The organism is Anoxybacter fermentans (assembly GCF_003991135.1).
Lineage (GTDB): Bacteria > Bacillota > Halanaerobiia > DY22613 > DY22613 > Anoxybacter > Anoxybacter fermentans.
Window position 1 is genome coordinate 2,186,685 of sequence record NZ_CP016379.1, and the last position, 19,740, is coordinate 2,206,424.

At 36.7% G+C, this 19,740-nt stretch carries 14 protein-coding genes and 1 other annotated feature; of the genes, 4 read left to right on the forward strand and 10 right to left on the reverse strand.

From position 1 onward, the window contains the following. Positions 1 to 173: 173 nt before the first annotated feature. Positions 174 to 839, reverse strand: coding sequence for a sporulation protein YunB (gene yunB / locus BBF96_RS09920; RefSeq protein WP_164731001.1), 666 nt, complete (start codon positions 837 to 839; stop codon positions 174 to 176). Between the two features lie 98 nt (positions 840 to 937). Next, a complete protein-coding gene (gene tyrS / locus BBF96_RS09925) occupies positions 938 to 2,158 on the reverse strand; it encodes a tyrosine--tRNA ligase (RefSeq protein ID WP_127018241.1) in 1,221 nt (406 codons plus the stop codon). 61 nt (positions 2,159 to 2,219) lie between these two features. Next, positions 2,220 to 2,453: a binding site (T-box leader), on the reverse strand. A 358-nt stretch (positions 2,454 to 2,811) separates the two neighbouring features. Here tyrS and BBF96_RS09930 point away from each other — a divergent pair. Continuing rightward, positions 2,812 to 5,262 (forward strand): penicillin-binding protein 1A, encoded by a 2,451-nt coding sequence (locus BBF96_RS09930; protein ID WP_127017002.1) that lies wholly within the window; start codon positions 2,812 to 2,814, stop codon positions 5,260 to 5,262. 206 nt (positions 5,263 to 5,468) lie between these two features. After that, complete coding sequence (locus BBF96_RS09935; protein WP_127017003.1) at positions 5,469 to 7,025, forward strand: IS1182 family transposase; 1,557 nt, start codon at positions 5,469 to 5,471, stop codon at positions 7,023 to 7,025. A gap of 122 nt (positions 7,026 to 7,147) precedes the next feature. Here BBF96_RS09935 and BBF96_RS09940 read toward each other — a convergent pair whose 3' ends face one another. From BBF96_RS09940 to BBF96_RS09965, 6 genes are all read right to left on the reverse strand, one after another. Continuing rightward, positions 7,148 to 9,532 carry an endonuclease MutS2 gene (locus BBF96_RS09940; protein WP_127017004.1) on the reverse strand — a complete coding sequence of 795 codons (2,385 nt, stop codon included), beginning with the start codon at positions 9,530 to 9,532 and terminating at the stop codon, positions 7,148 to 7,150. Between the two features lie 81 nt (positions 9,533 to 9,613). Further along, a complete protein-coding gene (gene polX, locus BBF96_RS09945; protein ID WP_164731002.1) occupies positions 9,614 to 11,326 on the reverse strand; it encodes a DNA polymerase/3'-5' exonuclease PolX in 1,713 nt (570 codons plus the stop codon). A gap of 396 nt (positions 11,327 to 11,722) precedes the next feature. Next, positions 11,723 to 12,214 carry a CvpA family protein gene (locus tag BBF96_RS09950; protein WP_127017006.1) on the reverse strand — a complete coding sequence of 164 codons (492 nt, stop codon included), beginning with the start codon at positions 12,212 to 12,214 and terminating at the stop codon, positions 11,723 to 11,725. After that, positions 12,211 to 12,603, reverse strand: a complete 393-nt coding sequence (locus BBF96_RS09955) for a cell division protein ZapA (protein ID WP_127017007.1) — start codon at positions 12,601 to 12,603, stop codon at positions 12,211 to 12,213. The genes BBF96_RS09950 and BBF96_RS09955 overlap by 4 nt, the downstream gene beginning before the upstream one ends. A gap of 198 nt (positions 12,604 to 12,801) precedes the next feature. Further along, entirely contained in the window at positions 12,802 to 14,223 is a 1,422-nt protein-coding gene (locus tag BBF96_RS09960; RefSeq protein WP_127017008.1) for a radical SAM/SPASM domain-containing protein, read from the reverse strand. A gap of 142 nt (positions 14,224 to 14,365) precedes the next feature. Beyond that, the gene (locus BBF96_RS09965; RefSeq protein ID WP_127017009.1) at positions 14,366 to 14,773 is read right to left on the reverse strand and encodes a DUF2935 domain-containing protein; all 408 of its coding nucleotides are present in this window, start codon (positions 14,771 to 14,773) and stop codon (positions 14,366 to 14,368) included. Between the two features lie 226 nt (positions 14,774 to 14,999). Here BBF96_RS09965 and BBF96_RS09970 point away from each other — a divergent pair, with 226 nt between their 5' ends. Further along, entirely contained in the window at positions 15,000 to 15,599 is a 600-nt protein-coding gene (locus BBF96_RS09970; RefSeq protein WP_127017010.1) for a flavodoxin family protein, read from the forward strand. Between the two features lie 3 nt (positions 15,600 to 15,602). After that, entirely contained in the window at positions 15,603 to 15,830 is a 228-nt protein-coding gene (locus BBF96_RS09975; protein ID WP_127017011.1) for a putative signal transducing protein, read from the forward strand. Between the two features lie 20 nt (positions 15,831 to 15,850). On the opposite strand, the gene BBF96_RS09980 is transcribed toward BBF96_RS09975, so the two are convergent. Together BBF96_RS09980 and pheT are read right to left on the reverse strand one after the other, a co-directional pair. Further along, positions 15,851 to 16,696: a hypothetical protein gene (locus tag BBF96_RS09980; protein ID WP_127017012.1), complete on the reverse strand. Its 846-nt coding sequence runs from the start codon at positions 16,694 to 16,696 to the stop codon at positions 15,851 to 15,853. Positions 16,697 to 17,144: 448 nt separating this feature from the next. Then, on the reverse strand, positions 17,145 to 19,541 hold the full coding sequence (gene pheT / locus BBF96_RS09985) for a phenylalanine--tRNA ligase subunit beta (RefSeq protein ID WP_127017013.1): 2,397 nt from the start codon (positions 19,539 to 19,541) through the stop codon (positions 17,145 to 17,147). Between the last annotated feature and the right edge of the window lie 199 nt (positions 19,542 to 19,740).

Sequence of the window (19,740 nt, forward strand, 5' to 3'; positions counted from 1 at the left end):
AGTGAGATTTCAGTCAAATATGAGGATTGATGAGCTAATCAAGGGTCAGGATGCCCCATTGATTAGTATGCCTCATTTCGACTGAAATTAAACTTTAGATGACTCAAAAAAATTTCTATATCGCTCAAAATTAGCTTTTTGCAGTAAAATCAACACAATATTTATTAATGTAATTACTCCCAACGGATAATTCCTCCATCAATCCCAACATAAACTTCCGGTACTTTCCCCATAATGGTCACTTCGGTTACAGGTACCTGGGTGTTTACCTGTATTTTTTTATGCAAAAAAGGTACTACTATCCGAACCTCAGCTATCACATGCATATAAATCTTATGCCTGGTCTGATTAATTCCCGCTGTTTCAAAAGTATCCAGAATCTGTGGTGGCCTAACAATTCCAATAGGAACCATCTGGACACTCAAGCTGGGTCCTAAAGCTGCTAAAACCTGAATTCCCAGAGCTTGAGCAATGGGTATCCGGATTTCTGTTTCTCTCAGTTTTTTTAGATTTTGCTGAATGGTCATATTCACTTCTGATATAAATTCATTAACAAGCTGTAAATTCGGCTGCATCAGGATAATATCACCCTGATGATTAGTCTGGTAGTGAATCAAATCAGTATATTGCAAAGTCCTGGCATGTTGATAGACAGAACGGCTGATAGCATCTGTGACCATCTGAACTGCTTTTTCTTCAGCAATAGCCAAAAAAATCGGGCGTAAGAAAGATTCGATCATTAACGTTACTGCAGCACCTAAAAATCCGGAAATCAAAAATATAATAATTATAAATTTAAATAACCTATGGCCCGTTTTATTCCAGTAAGGTCTATACATAATAAAACACCCCAATCCTATCTTATGTAATTGGAGTGTTAAATGTGAAAAAAGGGAGCCATTTATGACTCCCATAAATTTACCCGTAAATTATTTAATTATTTAACTTTCACCTGAGCAAAGCGTCGCTTGCCTACTCTAATTACCATACCATCAACAGGCTCAATTTGTGCCTTTATATCTGTAATCTTTTCACCATCCACAGAAACAGCACCTTGCTGAATCATTCTCCGTCCTTCACTGTTGCTCTTTACCAGGTTAGCTTTTGTTAGAAGAGTAATAATCCATATTTTTCCTTCTTCTAAATCTACATCAGTGATTTCCACCTTCGGCATATCCTCTGGAAGACCACCTTTGGAGAAGACCTTTTCAAACTCAGCCTGAGCTCGTTCCGCAGCTTTTTCATCATGGAAACGGGTAACAATGGCCCGGCCCAGAGCCTTTTTAGCCTCCATAGGATGAACAGAACCGTCTTTCATACCCTTTTCCATCTTTTCAATCTCTTCCATTGGAATATCAGTAAGTAAAGTAAAATAACGGATAATCAATTCATCAGGTATAGACATAATTTTGCCAAACATATCCTCAGGAGTAAAATTCACTCCGATATAATTTCCTTTACTCTTACTCATCTTCTCTACTCCATCCAAACCTTCCAGGATTGGAGTCATCATAATCACCTGAGACTCCTGACCCCAATCTTTTTGCAATGAACGGCCAACTAGCAGATTAAAGAGTTGATCGGTTCCACCCAATTCTATATCTGCTTCGATAGCAACAGAATCATATCCCTGCATCAACGGGTAGAAAAACTCATGTATGCTAATTGGTCTTTCTTCTTTCATCCGTTTGGAAAAATCATCTCTTTCCAGCATCCTGGCAACGGTATATTTAGAGCAGAGATTGATTACATCAGCAAAGTTCATTTTAGCCAACCATTCACTATTATAACGAATAGTAGTCTTCTCCTTATCAAGGATCTTAAAGACCTGCTCTTGATATGTTTTGGCATTCTCTATAACTTCTTCTCTGGTCAACTGAGGTCTGGTCTCATTCTTACCAGTAGGATCACCAATCATCGCAGTAAAATCTCCAATAATCAAAATGACCTCATGACCCAGATCCTGAAACTGACGTAATTTGTTTAAAACAACAGTATGGCCAAGGTGGATATCCGGTGCAGTTGGATCCATACCCAATTTCACCTTTAATGGTTTACCTGTCTTCTCTGCTTTTTTCAGTTTTTCAACTAATTCTTCTTTAGAAATAATTTGTTCTACACCGCGCATCAAAAATTCCACTTGTTCTTCAATTGTCATTTTTTTCATTCCACCATACCTCCTTATTTCTATAAAGTCAAATAAAAAAACTCCAATCCCACATTGGGACGGAGTTCCGCGGTACCACCCAAATTGCCTCCCTAAATTAAATATAGAGAGACCTCTCGATGAATTCTAACGGGTTTCACCCGGGCCAGGCCTACCACCAGCAGCTGCTGGCTTCAACCGCCACCTCCTGGGGGTAACTTCAGCAAGGTCGGGATACTGGTTCGCAGCAACCACCAGCTCTCTGAAATCCCTCTACCTGCCTACTTCTCCCATTCATAGGCTTTTTTATCTGAAAGTTTATCCTTTATTGTATTATACCATAGTACAATTTCAATTACAACCCCATCTGGCTTCATTCCACACAATAAGGCCTCATCATAATCAAGGGCCAGGGACAGCCCTTTGATTAGGAAGTCTTATTTCGTCTGAAATCGAACTTTAGATGGTTCGAAAAATTTCTTCTGGCGCGAAAAATTAGCTTTTTGCAGTCAAAAACAACTTGCCAAAGTTTATTTTCAGATAGTCGAAGGCCAATTTGTTTAAATACGAAAAATAACATAATTTACAAAAGTGCCTTTTATGTAGTAAACACTATATACAAATGATTTTTTATGTTATAATAAATGTGAAAGGAGGACAGAACCATGTCAAAAAAAGCCTCTCAATTAATTTTGATCAGCAGTTTGTTAATCATCGCCTTAACTTTTGGGACAGGCGTAGGAATTTTAGCATGGATTATAAAAACTGCACCTGATGTTTCACAGTTATCAAGATATAGACCGAGTGAAGCTTCTATAATCTATTCTGCAGATGGACAGGTTTTGAGTAGATTATCTATAGAAAATCGAATTTATGTACCTCTATCAAAGATTCCTATGGATCTACAAAATGCAGTTGTAGCAGTTGAAGACCAGAAATTCTGGGAGCATAATGGAATTAATTTTTGGGGCATCTTACGGGCATTTTATGTAGATTTAAAGACCAGATCTTTCGCCCAAGGGGCCAGTACTATCACCCAGCAGTTGGCCCGAAATATGGCACTTCACCAGAAAAAAATCTTGACCCGTAAAATTCAGGAGGCCTATTTAGCCATCCAATTGGAACGGATATATACCAAAGAAGAAATTCTTGAGATGTATTTAAACCAGATTTATCTAGGACATTCAGCCTGGGGAGTTCAAACCGCAGCTCAGCAGTATTTTGGCAAAGATGTAAAAGATTTAACTTTAGCAGAATGTGCTCTGATAGCAGGAATTATTCAATCTCCCAATAACCTCTCACCTTATAACAACATGGATAAAGCTCTTAAGCGTCGCGCTGTTGTCTTAAATTTAATGGTAGAAGAAGGATATATCTCTAAAGAACGGGCCGAACGGGCCAAAAAAGAGCCAATCCGATTAGCAGGTTTGAAACGTAATAATGAAGAAGAAATTGCACCATATTTTACCCGATATGTCAGGGATAAAGTCATTAAAATGTTTGGTCCAGATATGGTCTATCGGGGTGGTTTAAAAATTTACACCACTTTAGATACAAAAATGCAAAAAGCAGCTAAAAATGCACTCGCTACTGCTCTGGACCCAGAAAAAGGTTATCTGCCTACTATAAAACGGGCAAAAGGCGAAGACCCGATTCAGCCGCAGGTAGCCCTGATTTCCATTGATCCACGAACAGGTCATATTAAAGCCATGATCGGCGGCCGTGGAAATGATAAATTCAACCGAACAACTCAGGCTCTCCGTCAACCGGGTTCGGCTTTCAAGCCCATCGTTTATACAGCAGCTCTTGAAATGGGATATTCACCCGGTGATGTAATTGATGATATTCCAGGCTATTTTGATCCCAAAAATCCAAATCCGTGGCCTACCAATTACAATGATAAATATCTCGGACCGATATCTTTACGCGAAGCTTTAACCCATTCTATCAACGTGGCTTCTGTGCGGTTGTTAAATGAAATTGGAATTGACCCGGCACTTAAAATGGCAGAACGTTTAGGGATCAGTACAATCGTCAAAGAAGGTAAAGTTAATGACCGTAACTTAGGTTTTGCACTGGGCGGCCTTACTAAAGGGGTTTCTCCCATCGAAATGGCATCAGCTTACGGAGTTTTTGCCAATAAAGGAATCTATGTCGAACCTGTAGCTATTCTCAAAATTGAAGACTCCGATGGACATGTACTCTATGAAGCTAATCCAACCAAAAGGATTGTTTTACAGGAAGATGTAGCTTATCTGATAACTGACATGCTCCGTTCTGTAGTGAATAAAGGAACGGGTTGGAGAGCGGCCATCAAAGGTCGACAGGTTGCCGGTAAAACCGGTACAACCTCAGATTTAAAAGATGCCTGGTTTGTCGGTTATACTCCAGATATTGTAACCAGTGTCTGGATTGGAGAAGATACTCCACGACCAATGATTTATGATGAAACTGACGAAGAAGGTAATTTGCTCTTCAGTGAAAATGGCCAACCGGCCAAAATCTCCAGCGCTGAAGCTGCCCGTTTATGGGGTGAATATATGAGGGCTGCTATGAAGGATAGACCAGTACTGGAGTTTGAAAAACCTGATAATATAATAACTGTTTCCATTGACCCAATTACCGGAAAACTGCCCAATGAATATACTCCTGAAGTAGTTACAGAAATATATCGCGAAGGAAATGAACCAACAGAAGTAGAACAGCTGCACCAACCTACAGTTAAAGTGGCTATAGATACAGTAACAGGGCAATTAGCAACACCACTCTGCCCAAAAGAACAGGTTGAGGAATACACTTATCAAAGGGCAACCGGAATTCGGGTTGGCCCTGCTACTCTCACTTTCACCATTAAAAATAAAACTGAGGAAGCAGAGAATACAAAACCGAAAAAATTCATCTATGTTTTCAAACCCGGTGTACCGGTAATACAAATTAACCCTGAAACAGGTACTCCAATCACCGACAAAAACGGTAACTATATCTATCAATATATGCCAACTATACAATGTCAGGAGCATTTACCTTCCACTCCGGTTGAAAAAATAGAAGCCGGAGCGAAAAAAATCATCGATACTATCTGGAACTTTTTTAAAGCAGAAGGAAATGGAGAATAATTTCTGTAACATTTTCTTTATGAAATAAAAAAATACCCTTAAGACCTTTAATCTTATTAACCGTAAAGAAATGTAATTTCATGTGTATTTAAAAAGGGGGCTGTCCCAAAAGTCCCTTTATAACCCCCAAAAGTAAATATTAAAAGAAAGGTGTTGTCAGAAATTTTTATAAAGACAACACCTTTTTTTTATGGTAAAATATAAATATGAAGAGGAAAAACCATAATAAAAAGACATTTATTGAATATAATATGAATCAGACAATGTTGCCTTTGAGTTTTGATGTGTTTATTCCTGAAAATCATTTAGTAAGGGTGGTAAATTCAGCTATAGAAAGGATGAATATTGAACCCCTGCTTGAAAAATATAAAGGTGGGGGTAGAAGCAGCTACCATCCGAAAATGATGCTTAAGGTTATAGTATATGCCTATACTCAGAGAATATATTCATCAAGACGAATTGCCAAGGCACTTCGGGAAAATATTTATTTTATGTGGCTTAGTGGTAACAATAAACCTGATTTTCGGACGATAAACCGATTCAGATCAGAGATCATGAAAGATGTTATTGATGAGGTATTTGCATCAGTATTGGAACTTCTTATAGAAGAAGGATATGTAAAGTTAGAGAATTACTTTTTAGATGGTACAAGAATAGAAGCTAATGCAAACAAATATAGCTTTGTCTGGAGAAAAGCGACAAAGAAGTACAAAGCAAGGCTTAGGGCAAAAATTAATGAACTTTTAAAAGAGATTGAGAAAACCAACGAAGAAGAGAATAGATTGTATGGGGATAATGACCTGGAGGAGATGGGTGAAGGAAAAGAAATAGATTCAAAGAAACTCGAAGAAAAAATTAAGGAACTTGAAGAACGTCTAGAAAAGAACTCCAAAAACAAGAAGTTAAAGAAAACAATTAAAGAGCTCAAGACTAAATGTCTTCCCAGAATGAAAAAATATGAGCAACAGGAAGAGATTTTAAATGGACGAAACAGTTATTCTAAAACAGATACTGATGCAACTTTTATGAGAATGAAAGAAGACCACATGAAAAATGGGCAATTGAAGCCCGCATATAATGTTCAGATAGGTACAGAGAATCAGTTTGTAGTTGGTTATAGTATTCATCAAAGGCCGGCAGATTCAAGATGCTTAATACCTCATTTAGAAAAAGTAAAAGAAGTTACAGGTAAGATTCCGGAAAATGTGATAGCTGATTCAGGTTATGGTAGTGAGGAAAATTATGATTACTTAGAGAAAGCCAATACTAATATTTATGTTAAGTATAATACTTTTCATAAAGAACAAAAGAAGAAGTTTAAAAATGATATATTTAAAGTAGAAAACTGGCCGTATGATAAAGAAAACGACGAGTTTATTTGTCCTGCTCAAAGAAGACTCATTTACTGTAAGACAAAGGAAATTAAGACCGAAAATGGATATACTAAACAAATTAGATATTACAAATGCGAAAATTGTGATGGGTGTGAGTTAAAAGAAAATTGTACCAAGGCCAAAGGTGATCGAGTAATAAGAATAAATTTTAAATTACGTGAATATAAGCAAAAGGTAAAGGAAAACCTTTGTTCCGATAAAGGTATGAAACTCCGTTCTCAAAGAGCAATTGAAGCGGAATCTGTCTTTGGAAGGATCAAAGGTAATTGGTCATTCCGGAGATTTCTGCTTCGTGGCCTTGAGAAAGTAAAAATTGAATGGGGTTTACTGTGTATAGCCCATAACCTGGCTAAACTGGCAACAGTATAGAATGTCAGGTATGGGTTTTTATTTTCTTAACAGAAAAATTTTCAATGAATTTGAAATGAACAATGAAAAAAGGGGCCATGCCCAAAAGTAATTAATTACTTTTGAGACAGCCCCTTATTTTTTTAATCGCGCAGTTTAACAATCGTAACTCCAAGACCACCTTCATTTTCTTTACCCAACCGGAACTCTTCTACATGGGGATGGCCCTTTAATAAATCGTGAATTCCTTCTCTCAATGCACCTGTTCCTTTACCGTGGATTATCTGTACTGATTTTAATCCAGCCAGATAAGCATCATCCAGATATTTATCAGCTCGTTCCCTGGCTTCTTCATACCGATTTCCTCTTAAATCCAGAGTAGGCTGAATAGTACTAGCCTTAGAACGGACCATTTTAGTAAGTCTAATTTTAATCTTCTGCTCTTTCTCTGTAGGTACCTCTACCTTCTCTAAGTCTTTTTTATTCACAGTAATTTTCATAATTCCCGCCTGAACTATAATCTCATTTTCACTTAAAACTTCCAATACCTCTCCTTTCTGATTTAAGGAGACTATACGAACCCGGTCACCCGGTTCTAATTTTTCTGGAATCTTATGCTTAACCCGGGCAGAACCTTTAATTTTATTCAAAATCCGGGTGAGTTCATCATCAACATCTTTTAATTCTTTTCTGATCTCCATATTTACCCGTTCTAAGTTGTTCAAACTCACTTTGCGAGCTTTTTTGATCAACTCATCTGATTTAACCTTAGTTTCAGCCACAATCCTCTTTGCCTCATCAAGAGCCTGAGAAAGAATCTTTTCACGCTTTTTCTCCAACTTTTTCAACCGATCTTCATATTCTGCTTTAAGTTTCTCCATCTCCTGTCTCAGTTTCTTAGACTCCATTCGATCCTTCTGGCTTTGTCGATTCTTCTCCTCTATATCTTTAATCATTTTATCCACTAAAGCTTCATCACTAGAAAGCCCAGATCTGGCTTTTTCAACAATACTTTTCGGCAAACCCAGTCTCAAAGCAATCTCCAGGGCATTGGATCTTCCCGGAAGTCCCATGATTAAACGATATGTGGGGGATAATGTCTCTAAATCAAATTCCATTGAAGCATTTTCTACACCCTCTTTAGAGTAAGCATAGCTTTTTAGTTCACTATAGTGGGTAGTAGCAATGGTCCGAATATTTCTTTCATGCAAATAATCAAGGATAGCCATAGCTAAAGATGCACCTTCTAAAGGATCAGTACCTGCCCCTAATTCATCTAAAAGAACCAGATCTTTACTATCTGCTTGATTAAGAATATTGATAATCTGGGTCATATGTGATGAAAAAGTACTCAAGGATTGCTCAATACTTTGCTCATCACCGATATCTGCATAAATCCCCTTAAATACAGACATCTGAGATTCTGGACTGGCCGGTACATGGAGCCCAGACTGCATCATCAATGTTAATAATCCCACTGTTTTTAAAGTAACCGTCTTACCCCCTGTGTTGGGTCCGGTAATAATCAGAGTATTAAAACCATTCCCCAAACTTATATCAATGGGTACAGCTTTATTTTTTAACAGCGGATGTCTAGCCTTTTTTAAATCGATTAACCCTTTATCATTTAAGGTTGGTTCAGCAGCATCTAAAGCCTGACTGTAATGAGCTCGTGCAAAAATAAAATCCAGCTCAGCTAGTACTTTCAAAGTATTAGTAATCCTTTCACTCTCTAAAGCAACTTGACGAGTCAGTTCCTTTAAAATCCGTTGAACCTCCTCTTCCTCTTCTACCAAAAGCTGACGTAATTGATTATTAAGCTGTACTACAACCATAGGTTCAATAAAGAGTGTTTGACCACTGGATGACCGATCATGGATAATCCCATTAAAGCTATCTTTATATTCACTTTTGATAGGAATTACATATCGGTCGTTACGAATAGTAACTATGGCATCCTGAATCATCTTTTGATAAGCACTTCCATTAATAATGCTGTTCAGTTTTTCTTTAATCCGTCCACCTAATGTCCGAATCCTGCTTCGGATGGAGCGGAGTTTAGGACTGGCATTATCCATTACTTCTCCACTATTATCAATAGCCTGATTAATGGCATCTTCAATAGATTTAAAGGTCTCAATCCGACTACCAATCTTTAAAACTCTGGAATAAGGATTATGGCCCTGGCGTAAATTATCTTCCTGTTCTTTAAAGAAATTTTTCAACCGGCGGGCAGCAAATAGAGTAATGCTCACATCCAACAATTCATTTCCATTCAAAACAATTCCTTTAGCAGCACGCTGTAAGATCTGGCGAAGATCCCGAATTCCTCCAAAAGGTACATTGGGATGTTCATCTAACATTTTTCTTGCTTCAGTAACTTCTTTAAGTCGTTCTTTAATATATTCTAGATCATAAACAGGCTCTAACCTTTCTACCAACTCTTTCCCCATCTTTGATGATGCATAAGACTTTAATTCATCGATAATTTTGGAATACTCCAAAACTTTGAGAGTGTGCTGTTCCATATCTCATCCTCTCCTTTGATTTCTAATTCCACATTAACACATTATATAACAAATATCAAGCAGAATATAAAATCACTTTTTTTACCTTTTCAAAAAAGCCAACAATTGATCCCGTGAATAGGTATTAATCACATCTATATCTTCAAGCCAACCACGGCGTACCATGCCTACACCATACTCCATATAACCCAATTGTTTTATACTATGGGCATCAGTATTAATTGCCACTTTTACTCCTAATGTTTTACAGATTTTTAAATATTTATCATAAAAATCCAACCGATCAAGGGAAGCGTTAACTTCCATCACTGTACCTGTCTCCTTTGCTGCTCTAAGAACACGTTCCATATCAATCATATAGGGGTTTTGCTGATTAATCAATCGTCCGGTGGGATAAGCAATAATATCCACATGCGGATTCTCCATAGCAGCAATTAACCGATTGGTCAGCTCTTCTTTACTACCCCTAAATTCCGAGTGAATAGATGCCACTACCAGATCCAGTTGAGCCAATAGTTCATCTGGAAAATCCAGTTGCCCATCTTTTAAAATATCTACTTCGATCCCTTTCAGTAGATAAAAATCGGTAAACTGGGCATTTAACTCATCTATAGCCTTCATTTGCTCCATAAGCATACTAATACTCAGCCCATTGGCAACTTTTAAGGATCTGAAATGATCACAAATGGCCATATATTTATATCCCAGAGCCTGGCCCTCTTTGGCCATCTCTTCAATAGTATTTACTCCATCACTCCAGCGGGTATGAATATGCAAATCTCCTTTAATTTGATCCAATCTTACCGATCGTGGAAGCCGGCCTTCCATGGCAGCCTCAATTTCCCCTTCTCCCTCTCTCAATTCGGGAATAATATACTTTAAACCCAGACTCTCATAAACTTCCTCTTCTGATTCAAAAATGAGACGCTTTCCAGTCTCATCAAACCAATAGTTATACTCAGTCCGCCAACCCCGCCTTTCAGCTAATCTCTCCAATTGCTTTAGATGAGCTTTTGAACCCGTCGTCATAACCAACCTGAGGGGGTAATCTTCAGGTTCAACCACAAACAATTCCACAAATACCCCATCTTGTGTTAATATTAAAGCACTATTCTCCTTTCTTTTTATTACCTTTTGACAATTAGTAAGATTTGTAAAAACTCTTAATAATTCTTCACCATCCTCTGCCGCAGCTAATAAATTTAAATTAGAAATACTTTCCTTATATCTTCTGGCACTACCGACAATCTCTAATTGTTTAACACCTTTAACCCGCTCTAATCTCGCTATAATATCACGACCAATAAAAAAAGCAAATCTCAAAAAGATTTTACCGGATCCTGTCCTCAGCAGTCTCAGGCTCCGAATTAAATTAGCTTCTGTTTTATTATTCATCCCCGGCAGTTCCCTAATTTTATGTGCCTGTAATGCTGCTTCTAGTTCTGTAACAGTGGATATCCCCAACATATCATGTAATTTGCTGGCCATCTTTGGCCCAACCCCGGGAATTTCCAATAACTCAGCCAATTCTTCCGGTACTCTGGATTTTAATTCTTTTAAATATGGGGAATCACCATAGATCAAAATCTCTTCTATCCGTTGAGCGATGGATTTTCCAATTCCCACAATTTCAGTCAATCGTCCTTCCTTATAGATTTGCTCTAAATCCTCTGTCAGATGCTCCAACCGTCTCGCCACCTTACGATATGCCCTAACTTTAAAGGGGTTCTCATTAAGAAATTCCAATAAATCTGCAATTTCTCTTAACTTCCAGGCTATAGTTAGATGTTTCATCCTCCCCACCTTCTCCGGTTTTTTTCTTTCGCTTAAAAGAATTTTTTTCCTTCCCAGTGTCTTAATAAAAAAAACACCCTTCATGATTATGAAGGGGAATATTCTTATTTATGATTATACTGCAAAAATCTAATTTTGAGCGACATAGAAATTTTTCGCCAAATCATCTTAGTGAGACTTCCAACAAAATAAGGCCTCATCACAGGAAGTGATGAGCTAATCAAGGTCCAGAAGGGCCCTTTGATTAGGGCGGAAATCGAGCTTTAGATGATTCGAAAAATTTCTCAAGAAGCGAAAAATTAGCTTTTTGCAGTTTAACCCTTTATTTGATTTCAATATTTTCCCTTAATTAAACCTAACTATTTATCCAGTCTATTAAGGAATAAAAACTTTATTTCAAGGTTGAATAATTTTATTCAAATTCTCCTCAATATATGGGGTTAAGGCCAGCAAATCTTTAGCCAATACCGACTTTTCCAACTGGTCAGATACCTGTTTATAAGGTACTTTGGAAATTAACAAAAGAATAAGATATACTATAATCCCTCCCTTTATAAGACCTATCACTGCTCCTATACTTCGGTCAATAAATGAAAGAAATAAAAGCTTTGTTAATCCGCTCAATATCCACCCAACTAGATTTATAACTATAATGACCAAAAAGAAAATCAGGCCAAAACTTATTATATTGGCCAGATATTTATCAAGATAAAAATGTGTCTGTAATAATGTGGAGAGAAACAAATAATGATCGCTGGCAATCTTTAAACCCAAAAGCAATCCAATCAAAGCCATAGCCTGGCGAATTAAACCTTGTTGATACCCCCGTACCAAAAAAAATAGTAAAAAAAGTATGATTCCAAGATCAATTAGTGTAATATCTCTCATTCTTCCACCTCTTCCAGCAATAATACCAATTCTTCATATTCATTCTGGTAATGCTGTGCTAACTTTTTGGCCTGCTGCAATTCTTCTTCCATTTGTTTTTTCTCTTCTTCTATCTGTTTAATCTTTTTCTTTAGCAATTCCACTTCCTGCAAAGCTTTAATCAGTTCATCAGCCAGATTCATGGCCCCAAGAGCAATAATTTTATTTCTGGACATCCTGGGATAATTTCGATTCAATTCCATCATCTTTTTATTGACAAAATCTGCTACGGATTTAATATATTCAACACTAGAGTTGCCAACAACAACTAAATTTTCACCTAAAATAGTCACTTCTGCGCTGGCCCGGCCATCATTTTTACCATTATTATTTTTCTTTTCTGTACTCATTATTCCATCACACCCCAGATTTTAATTACCACTCTGTATAATTTCTCCAAAATAATAAAATGTCCTTCAGAACATAAAAAGAAAACCCGTGATAAATCACAGGTTCAGGGCTACAATTATCAAAGATTGATACAACTTTGATTCGAATTAAAAATCAATTTATCTGAAGAATTTTCTTTAATTTCTTTTTCTTTAACGTTAACTAATTCTATATATTTCACGCCCCTTTTTCCTCCTTTCCGGGGTCAAATTTAATTTTTTTTCTTCTGTAAGTGAGGAACAATAAACCTGAATTGCTTTTTTTAAAATATGCTTTGTTAACTGACAACGGGGCGGATAAGGCTTAACCAGACTTTTTAAGCTCAGGTAATTTTCACCTACACAACCACCTCCGCAAAAATATCTTGCCCAACAGTTCTTACAACTTTCCCTATTTAATACATGTAGTGGTTGATAAAATCTCTTCCTTAACTCCTGATCTAATGTACCTTCAAGAATATTTCCTAAAAGAAATTTTTCTTCCCCCACCAACAGATGACAGGGATATATATCTCCTTTAGGAGTAATACAAAGATGATTTTTTCCAGCCCCACAGGTATAACCCAAATTCTTTTTACAGGCAATACAATCAAGAGCAGCAGTGAGATTGATAAATCGCTTAAGAAATTCATCCTTTTGATATCTATCAAATAATTGATCATAGTATTTTTTCAATTGTTCAATATCTGATTGAGTTAGAGCATACTCCTCATTGGCTTTGGCTATAACCGGCTCTAGCTGGAAAGCTGGAACCTGAGCTTTTTCATACATCTCCAAAATCTGATCGAAATAAGGTAAATTTAGATGGTGAATAATTCCCTTAATCCGATATTTAATCCCACTCTCTTTTACCCACTTTAGTCGATCATAGATAAAATTATAGGATGGCCGATGATTAGCCATAAGCCGCATCTGGTTATGCTCTTCCGACCGACCATCAAGGGTAATAATTAACTCAACTCTTTTTTTCACCAACTCATTTAAAAGTTCTTTTTCAAAAAGAGTACCATTGGTAATTAGAGTAATCTTTAATTCTTTTTCATATTTGTCTTCATATTCTCGAGCTGTTTGAACAACGTATTTTACAAGTTCTTCATTTAATAAAGGTTCTCCACCAGAAATATTTAAGAAAACCTTGCTATCAGGACTTTCTTTAAATAAGAATTCAATCCCCTTGTTAACCACTTCTTTTGACATATATTCAGACTCTTTGGTAAATGTCCCATAATTCTGATAACAGTAAACACAGCACATGTTGCAATCATGACAAACATTCAATGTAAGACTGTTAATCTTCTGCTCCTTCAACTCATAAGGAATAATTTGTGAGGAGTAAATGGTAAGATACTGATGTTCAATCAGGTACTGCAATTCCCCAATCAATTCCATCCAATCCAGAAAATCATACTCCCGTTTTAAGACATTTAAATAATCCGTTGAAAGGTTATGAACTGACTGTATTAAAATCTTTTCCAACTTTGGATGTATCTCAAAAAGGGTAGAAGAAGGGATATCCAATACATAATAACGTTTATTAATTTTAAAAAATTTTAAATCGGTATCAATTAAAGGTAATTCCATTTTATGCACCTTCCATTTTTTTGTCTAATTTTTAACATTTTTTCTTATTCCTATATCATATTATATTCGACGAGCCTTTTATTTTTCCTGCTCAACAAAAAAAATTCTCCCTAAAATGGGAGAATAATTCTTTCTAGTAAAATTAGTAAAGTAAATTTTTAAAAAGCTTTTCCATATATCTATGCTCACCTTCAATATGTCCTACTAACATCTGCCATACAGGTTCATCTTTTCCATAACTCTTCAACTTCTCTAATACTGGTATAAATTTTTTATTAATGATTAAAAATCTTTTAAGAAGTCCGGACAATTTCCTATAAACAGGATAATAATATTGAAGTTTCTCTTTGAGACGAATAGTTTCATTTTCTATCTTTTCAAAAAGATTATGAAATTGCATCAAATCTTTTTCTATTTCTGAACTTAAATCTTTATCTGTTAAATCTGCCACTGTTAAAAGAAATGTCTGGTGTTCTTTAGAAATACTTGACCAAAGCATAAGTTCCCATAATACATAATTTAGACTATGGGATATGGTAAAATAACACATCCTATACCCTCCCTTTTCATTATATTTTGACTTTGTTGCAAAAAGTTAATTTTTCGCTTCAAAAGAAATTTTCGAACCTATATCGCTCAAAATTAGCTTTTTGTAGTTCAATCATATTTTATTTTTTTCCACATGTTTTGTTTCTTTACTTTTCTTTTTATTTATATTAAAATATGATTTAAGGTATAGTAGGTATTGATTTGAACAATTTCAGGAGGCATATAGGATGATAAAAACTCTGGCTCTCATCGGCAGTCCAAGAAAAAATGGGAACTCTAAAAAAATAGTTAATCAGATCTTAAAAGGGATTAAATCAATCAAAAGAGATATTGAAATTCATGAAATTTTTCTTGCTAAGCAGAATATTCAACCCTGCATTGCCTGTGAAGGATGTCATCAAAGACCAGGTTGTATAATCAGAGATGATATGCAGAAATTATATCCCAAATTTAATCAGGCTGATCTAATCATTGTCGCTTCTCCAGTCTATTTTAATTCAGTTAGTGCCCAGTTAAAGGGAATGATTGACCGCTGCCAGGCTATCTGGGCCAGCAAATACATACTGCAAAATTCCATTATTGACAGAAAAAAATATCGTCTGGGTATCTTTGTGGCAACCGCTGGAAATCCGGAAGGTATTATTGAATTTGAACCCTCTATACGCGTTATAGACATTTTCTTCAAATCCATCAATACCCGGTACTACAAAAATTTCTTTGTAGCCAATACCGACAAAAAACCGGTAGCCTTCCGACCTGAAATTTTAAAACAGGCATATCAACTGGGGATTGAAATGGTTACCGAATTTTTAAAGGAGGATATTTAAAAGATGCCAGAAATGAAGTGGGCTCAACTTACCATCACAGATCCTATCACTGCTGATATTTATAAAAGTTTACTTGAATCCAATGACATTCCCGTATTTTTACATTCTGATACAGCCCGTACTGTACATCCCTTTACTGTAGGGATGTTAGGTAATGTAGAAGTGCTGGTTTTAGAGGAGCATCTTGAAGCAGCAAAAAAATTAATAAAAGCTGAACCACCCATTGGATGATTCAGCCTGAAAGTAATTCCTTATTCACCTTCACCAACTTCAACTGTAAATACTTTAATTGTAATTTTCACAGGTACAAGAAACTCACCATTCTCGTCCCTACTTATATCCCTTACACTTCCCCAGGTTACAGCTTTAATACCGCCTTTATATAAACCTGGTTCAGCATTCTCTCTAATCTCTACCCAGCCAGAATAAATACCATCATTAGCAGCATTATCATACCTAAAAGGATTACCATTATCTACCAGACGGGTTCTAACACTTCCAGCCCGGTTCCTTGCAACTACTCTAAATCTATCACCCTTTTCTCCAGAAATCTCTGCAAAAATTTTCAACTGTTGTCCTGGAAGAACAGGTTGTGGATCTAAAGTCACATTACTGATAATCGGAGCACTTTCATTTGTTGTCAAATTCATTTCTATATCAGCTATTTTCCATTTATCTCCTACTTTCTCAGCAGTAAAAATTGCCTTACCAGATAATGTAGCATCTTTTGTTCCTATATATTCTCCACTTGCATAAAAAAGTTTAACTTCTCCTGGAATGGTTACCAATACTTCTGCAGTTGCTACTCCAGCATCTTTATCAACTGTCACTTTAGTAACTTCCCTGGTCATTTGACCTCTAGTGTATTCAACTTTAGCAGCAAATTTGTCAGGCAGAGTAGTTGTACTATCTTTATCATCATCAAAAAATAGATAAGAAGAATCATCACTTTCCAACACAAGATCATTTAAAACATAATTCTTAATTGCATCTTTAATTAATTCTTCATTTGACATCACCAATTGTTTAAGAGCACAACCACTTAAAACCAATCCAACAACCAAAATGAAACAAAAAACTGTTATTCTCTTTTTCATAAATACCCGCCTCCTTTTTTCAATTCTTCTGTTAAGTTATAAGCCTTCTCCTCAGATCTATACATTCAAAAGAAGTAAAGTTATGTGATTATACTGCAAAAAGCTAATTCTGAGCGACATAGAAATTCTTCGCTAAACCATCTTAGCTCGATTTCCGCCGAAATAAGGCCTCATCACAGGAAGTGATGAGCTAGTTCTAAGGGTCAGGAGAACCCTTTGATTAAGAAGCCTTATTTCGGCGGAAATCGAGCTTTTAGATGATTCGAAAAATTTCTCTTAAGCGAAAAATTAGCTTTTTGCAGTTTAATTATATGTATGTAAAAAATATTCTATTTTATAGGCTTATTTACCTGCTAAAAGCAATGTGAAAATTTTTCAATGAAAAAAATAGTTCCAAAGTCCTTAATAAAAAACCCACAGGGCTAAAAACCCGTGGGCTTATTAAAACCTATCCCCTAATTTCTGCTCCCAACTCATCTTTCAGTCTAGTAAGAAGCTGATCAATTATAGCATTCACTTCTTCATCAGTCAAGGTTCGATCTTTGGCCCGATAAACCATGGCAAAGGCCACGCTCTTCTTACCTTGAGGAACCTGTTCACCATGATAGAGATCAAAGAGTTCCACACTTTCCAGATACTCAGCTCCAGTGGTTCTAATAACCTCTTTAATAGATTGAACAGAAACACCCTCATCAACCAACAGAGCAATATCTCTGGTCAAAGCCGGATACTTGGGCAGTTCGGTAAAACGCCGCTCTGCTGATGAAAGTTCTACTATCTTTTCGAAGTTCAGTTCAAAAACGGTAACCCGATCTTTTAGATCATAATTTGCCAATACATCAGGATGAATTTCACCAAGATAACCTATCTCCTCTCCTTTTGCTTTTATAAGAGCAGTCCGGCCGGGATGGAAACTATCATGTTGAGCTTTTTCATATATCAGTTCACCTAGCCCAAATTTATTAGCATAAGCATCCAGAATACCTTTTAAGTAGAAGAATCCTCCAGCATTTTGATTCCACTGATCATTCTCTAAAACTCCCATCACCGCGCCAGCCAACATACGCGGTTCATAAGGAAGTAGATCATCAGTTGGTATATACACCCTTGCTAGTTCAAAAATCTGTATCTTATCCATCCGGCGCTTTACATTAAAGGAGACTACCTTTAAAAGATCTGAAATCAAAGTTCGACGCATCACAGCATATTCTTCACTTATCGGATTTTTTAGCTTAATAGAGTTTCTCCACTCATGATCCGGGTTTAAATTGATCATGTCATAAACTTTTGGATTGATAAAACTGAAGTTCTGGGTTTCATTAAATCCAACAGCATTCATAAACTCTCTAGTCTGATCCTCTAACAATTGGGAACGGGTCAATTTGCCTACTCTACTTTCACCTACCGGAAGTTGCCCAGGAATATTGTCATAACCATATAGACGGGCCACTTCTTCTATAAGATCAACTTCCCTTACCACATCTCCGCGGTAGGTAGGTATTGTTACATCCAGATCATCATCTACAACTTTGGTAGTAAATCCAAGACGGTTCAACATCTCTGCAATCTCATCCCGCGTTAACTGAGTACCCAAAATTTCATTAACCCGATGGGTACGAAGGCGGATCTCCAGTAATTTAACAGGTTTAGGATAGATGTCAATAATACCTGTTGCAATTTCCCCACCAGCCAGCTCCTGAATTAACTGAGCAGCCCTATTGCTTGCATCAATTACAGCCTCAATGTCTACACCACGCTCAAAACGATATGATGCTTCACTTGAAATACCATAACGTCTTGCAGTCTTACGAATACTTATCGGATTGAAATAAGCAGACTCGAGCAGGACAGTGGTAGTCTCTTCTGTTACCTCACTATTAGCTCCACCCATCACACCGGCAATACAGATAGGCTCTTTAGAATCACAGATAACCAATACATTGGAATCTAACTGCCTTTCTTTTTCATCCAGTGTCACAATCTTTTCTTCATCCTCTGCTCGCCGAACTATAATCTTATGATCCTTAACCTTATCATAATCAAATGCGTGCAGAGGCTGGCCCATTTCCATTAACACATAGTTGGTTACATCAACAATATTATTAATAGGCCGCATACCAGCAGCTAAAAGGCGCTGCTTCAACCATTCTGGAGATTCACCAACCTTTACCCCGCGAATAACTCTGGCAGTATAACGAGGGCAAAGATCAGGATCTTTAATCTCCACTGCTGCCAACTCTGTAACAAGAGGGCCAGTCTCATTTATTTTGATCTCAGGCTTTTTAAGAGGTTTTCCTATTCTTGCAGCTACTTCCCGGGCCACCCCGATCATACTCAGACAGTGGGCATAGTTAGGAGTAAGATCTAAAACCAAAATAGCATCATCCAGTCCCATTATTTTTACAAATGAATCCCCGGGCTTACAATCCTTATCAATGATCATTACTCCCGCTTGACGTTCTTCTTTAAGCCCCAACTCATCCTCAGAACAAATCATCCCGTTAGAAGCAACCCCTCTCAATTTCACTTTTCCAATTTTCATCCCATTAGGGAGGGTAACTCCAATCTTTGCAACAGGAACTTTTGCACCCTCAAAGATATTTTTCGCACCACAGACAATCTCCAACTCCTCATTACCTACATCAACTCTGGTTACACTTAACTTATCTGCATTTGGATGCTTAGTAATCTCTTTAATTTCACCAATAACTATATCTTCTAAACCTTTTCCCGGATATTCAATCACATCTACCTCTAATCCGGCCTGAGTCAAAAGCTCAGCTAACTCTTCAGGAGTAAGATTAAAATCAATATACTCTTTTAACCAATTATAGGATACCCGCATTTTATACACCTTCCTTTCTTAGAAATAAAACTCAATGGATATATGATCTTACTGCAAAAAGCTAATTTTTCACTTCATAAAGAAATTTTTCGAACCATCTAAAGTTCGATTTCAGTCGAAATAAGGCACACTAATCAATGGGTCCTCCTGACCCTTGATTAGCTCATCACATCCTGTGATGAGGCCTTATTTCGACTGA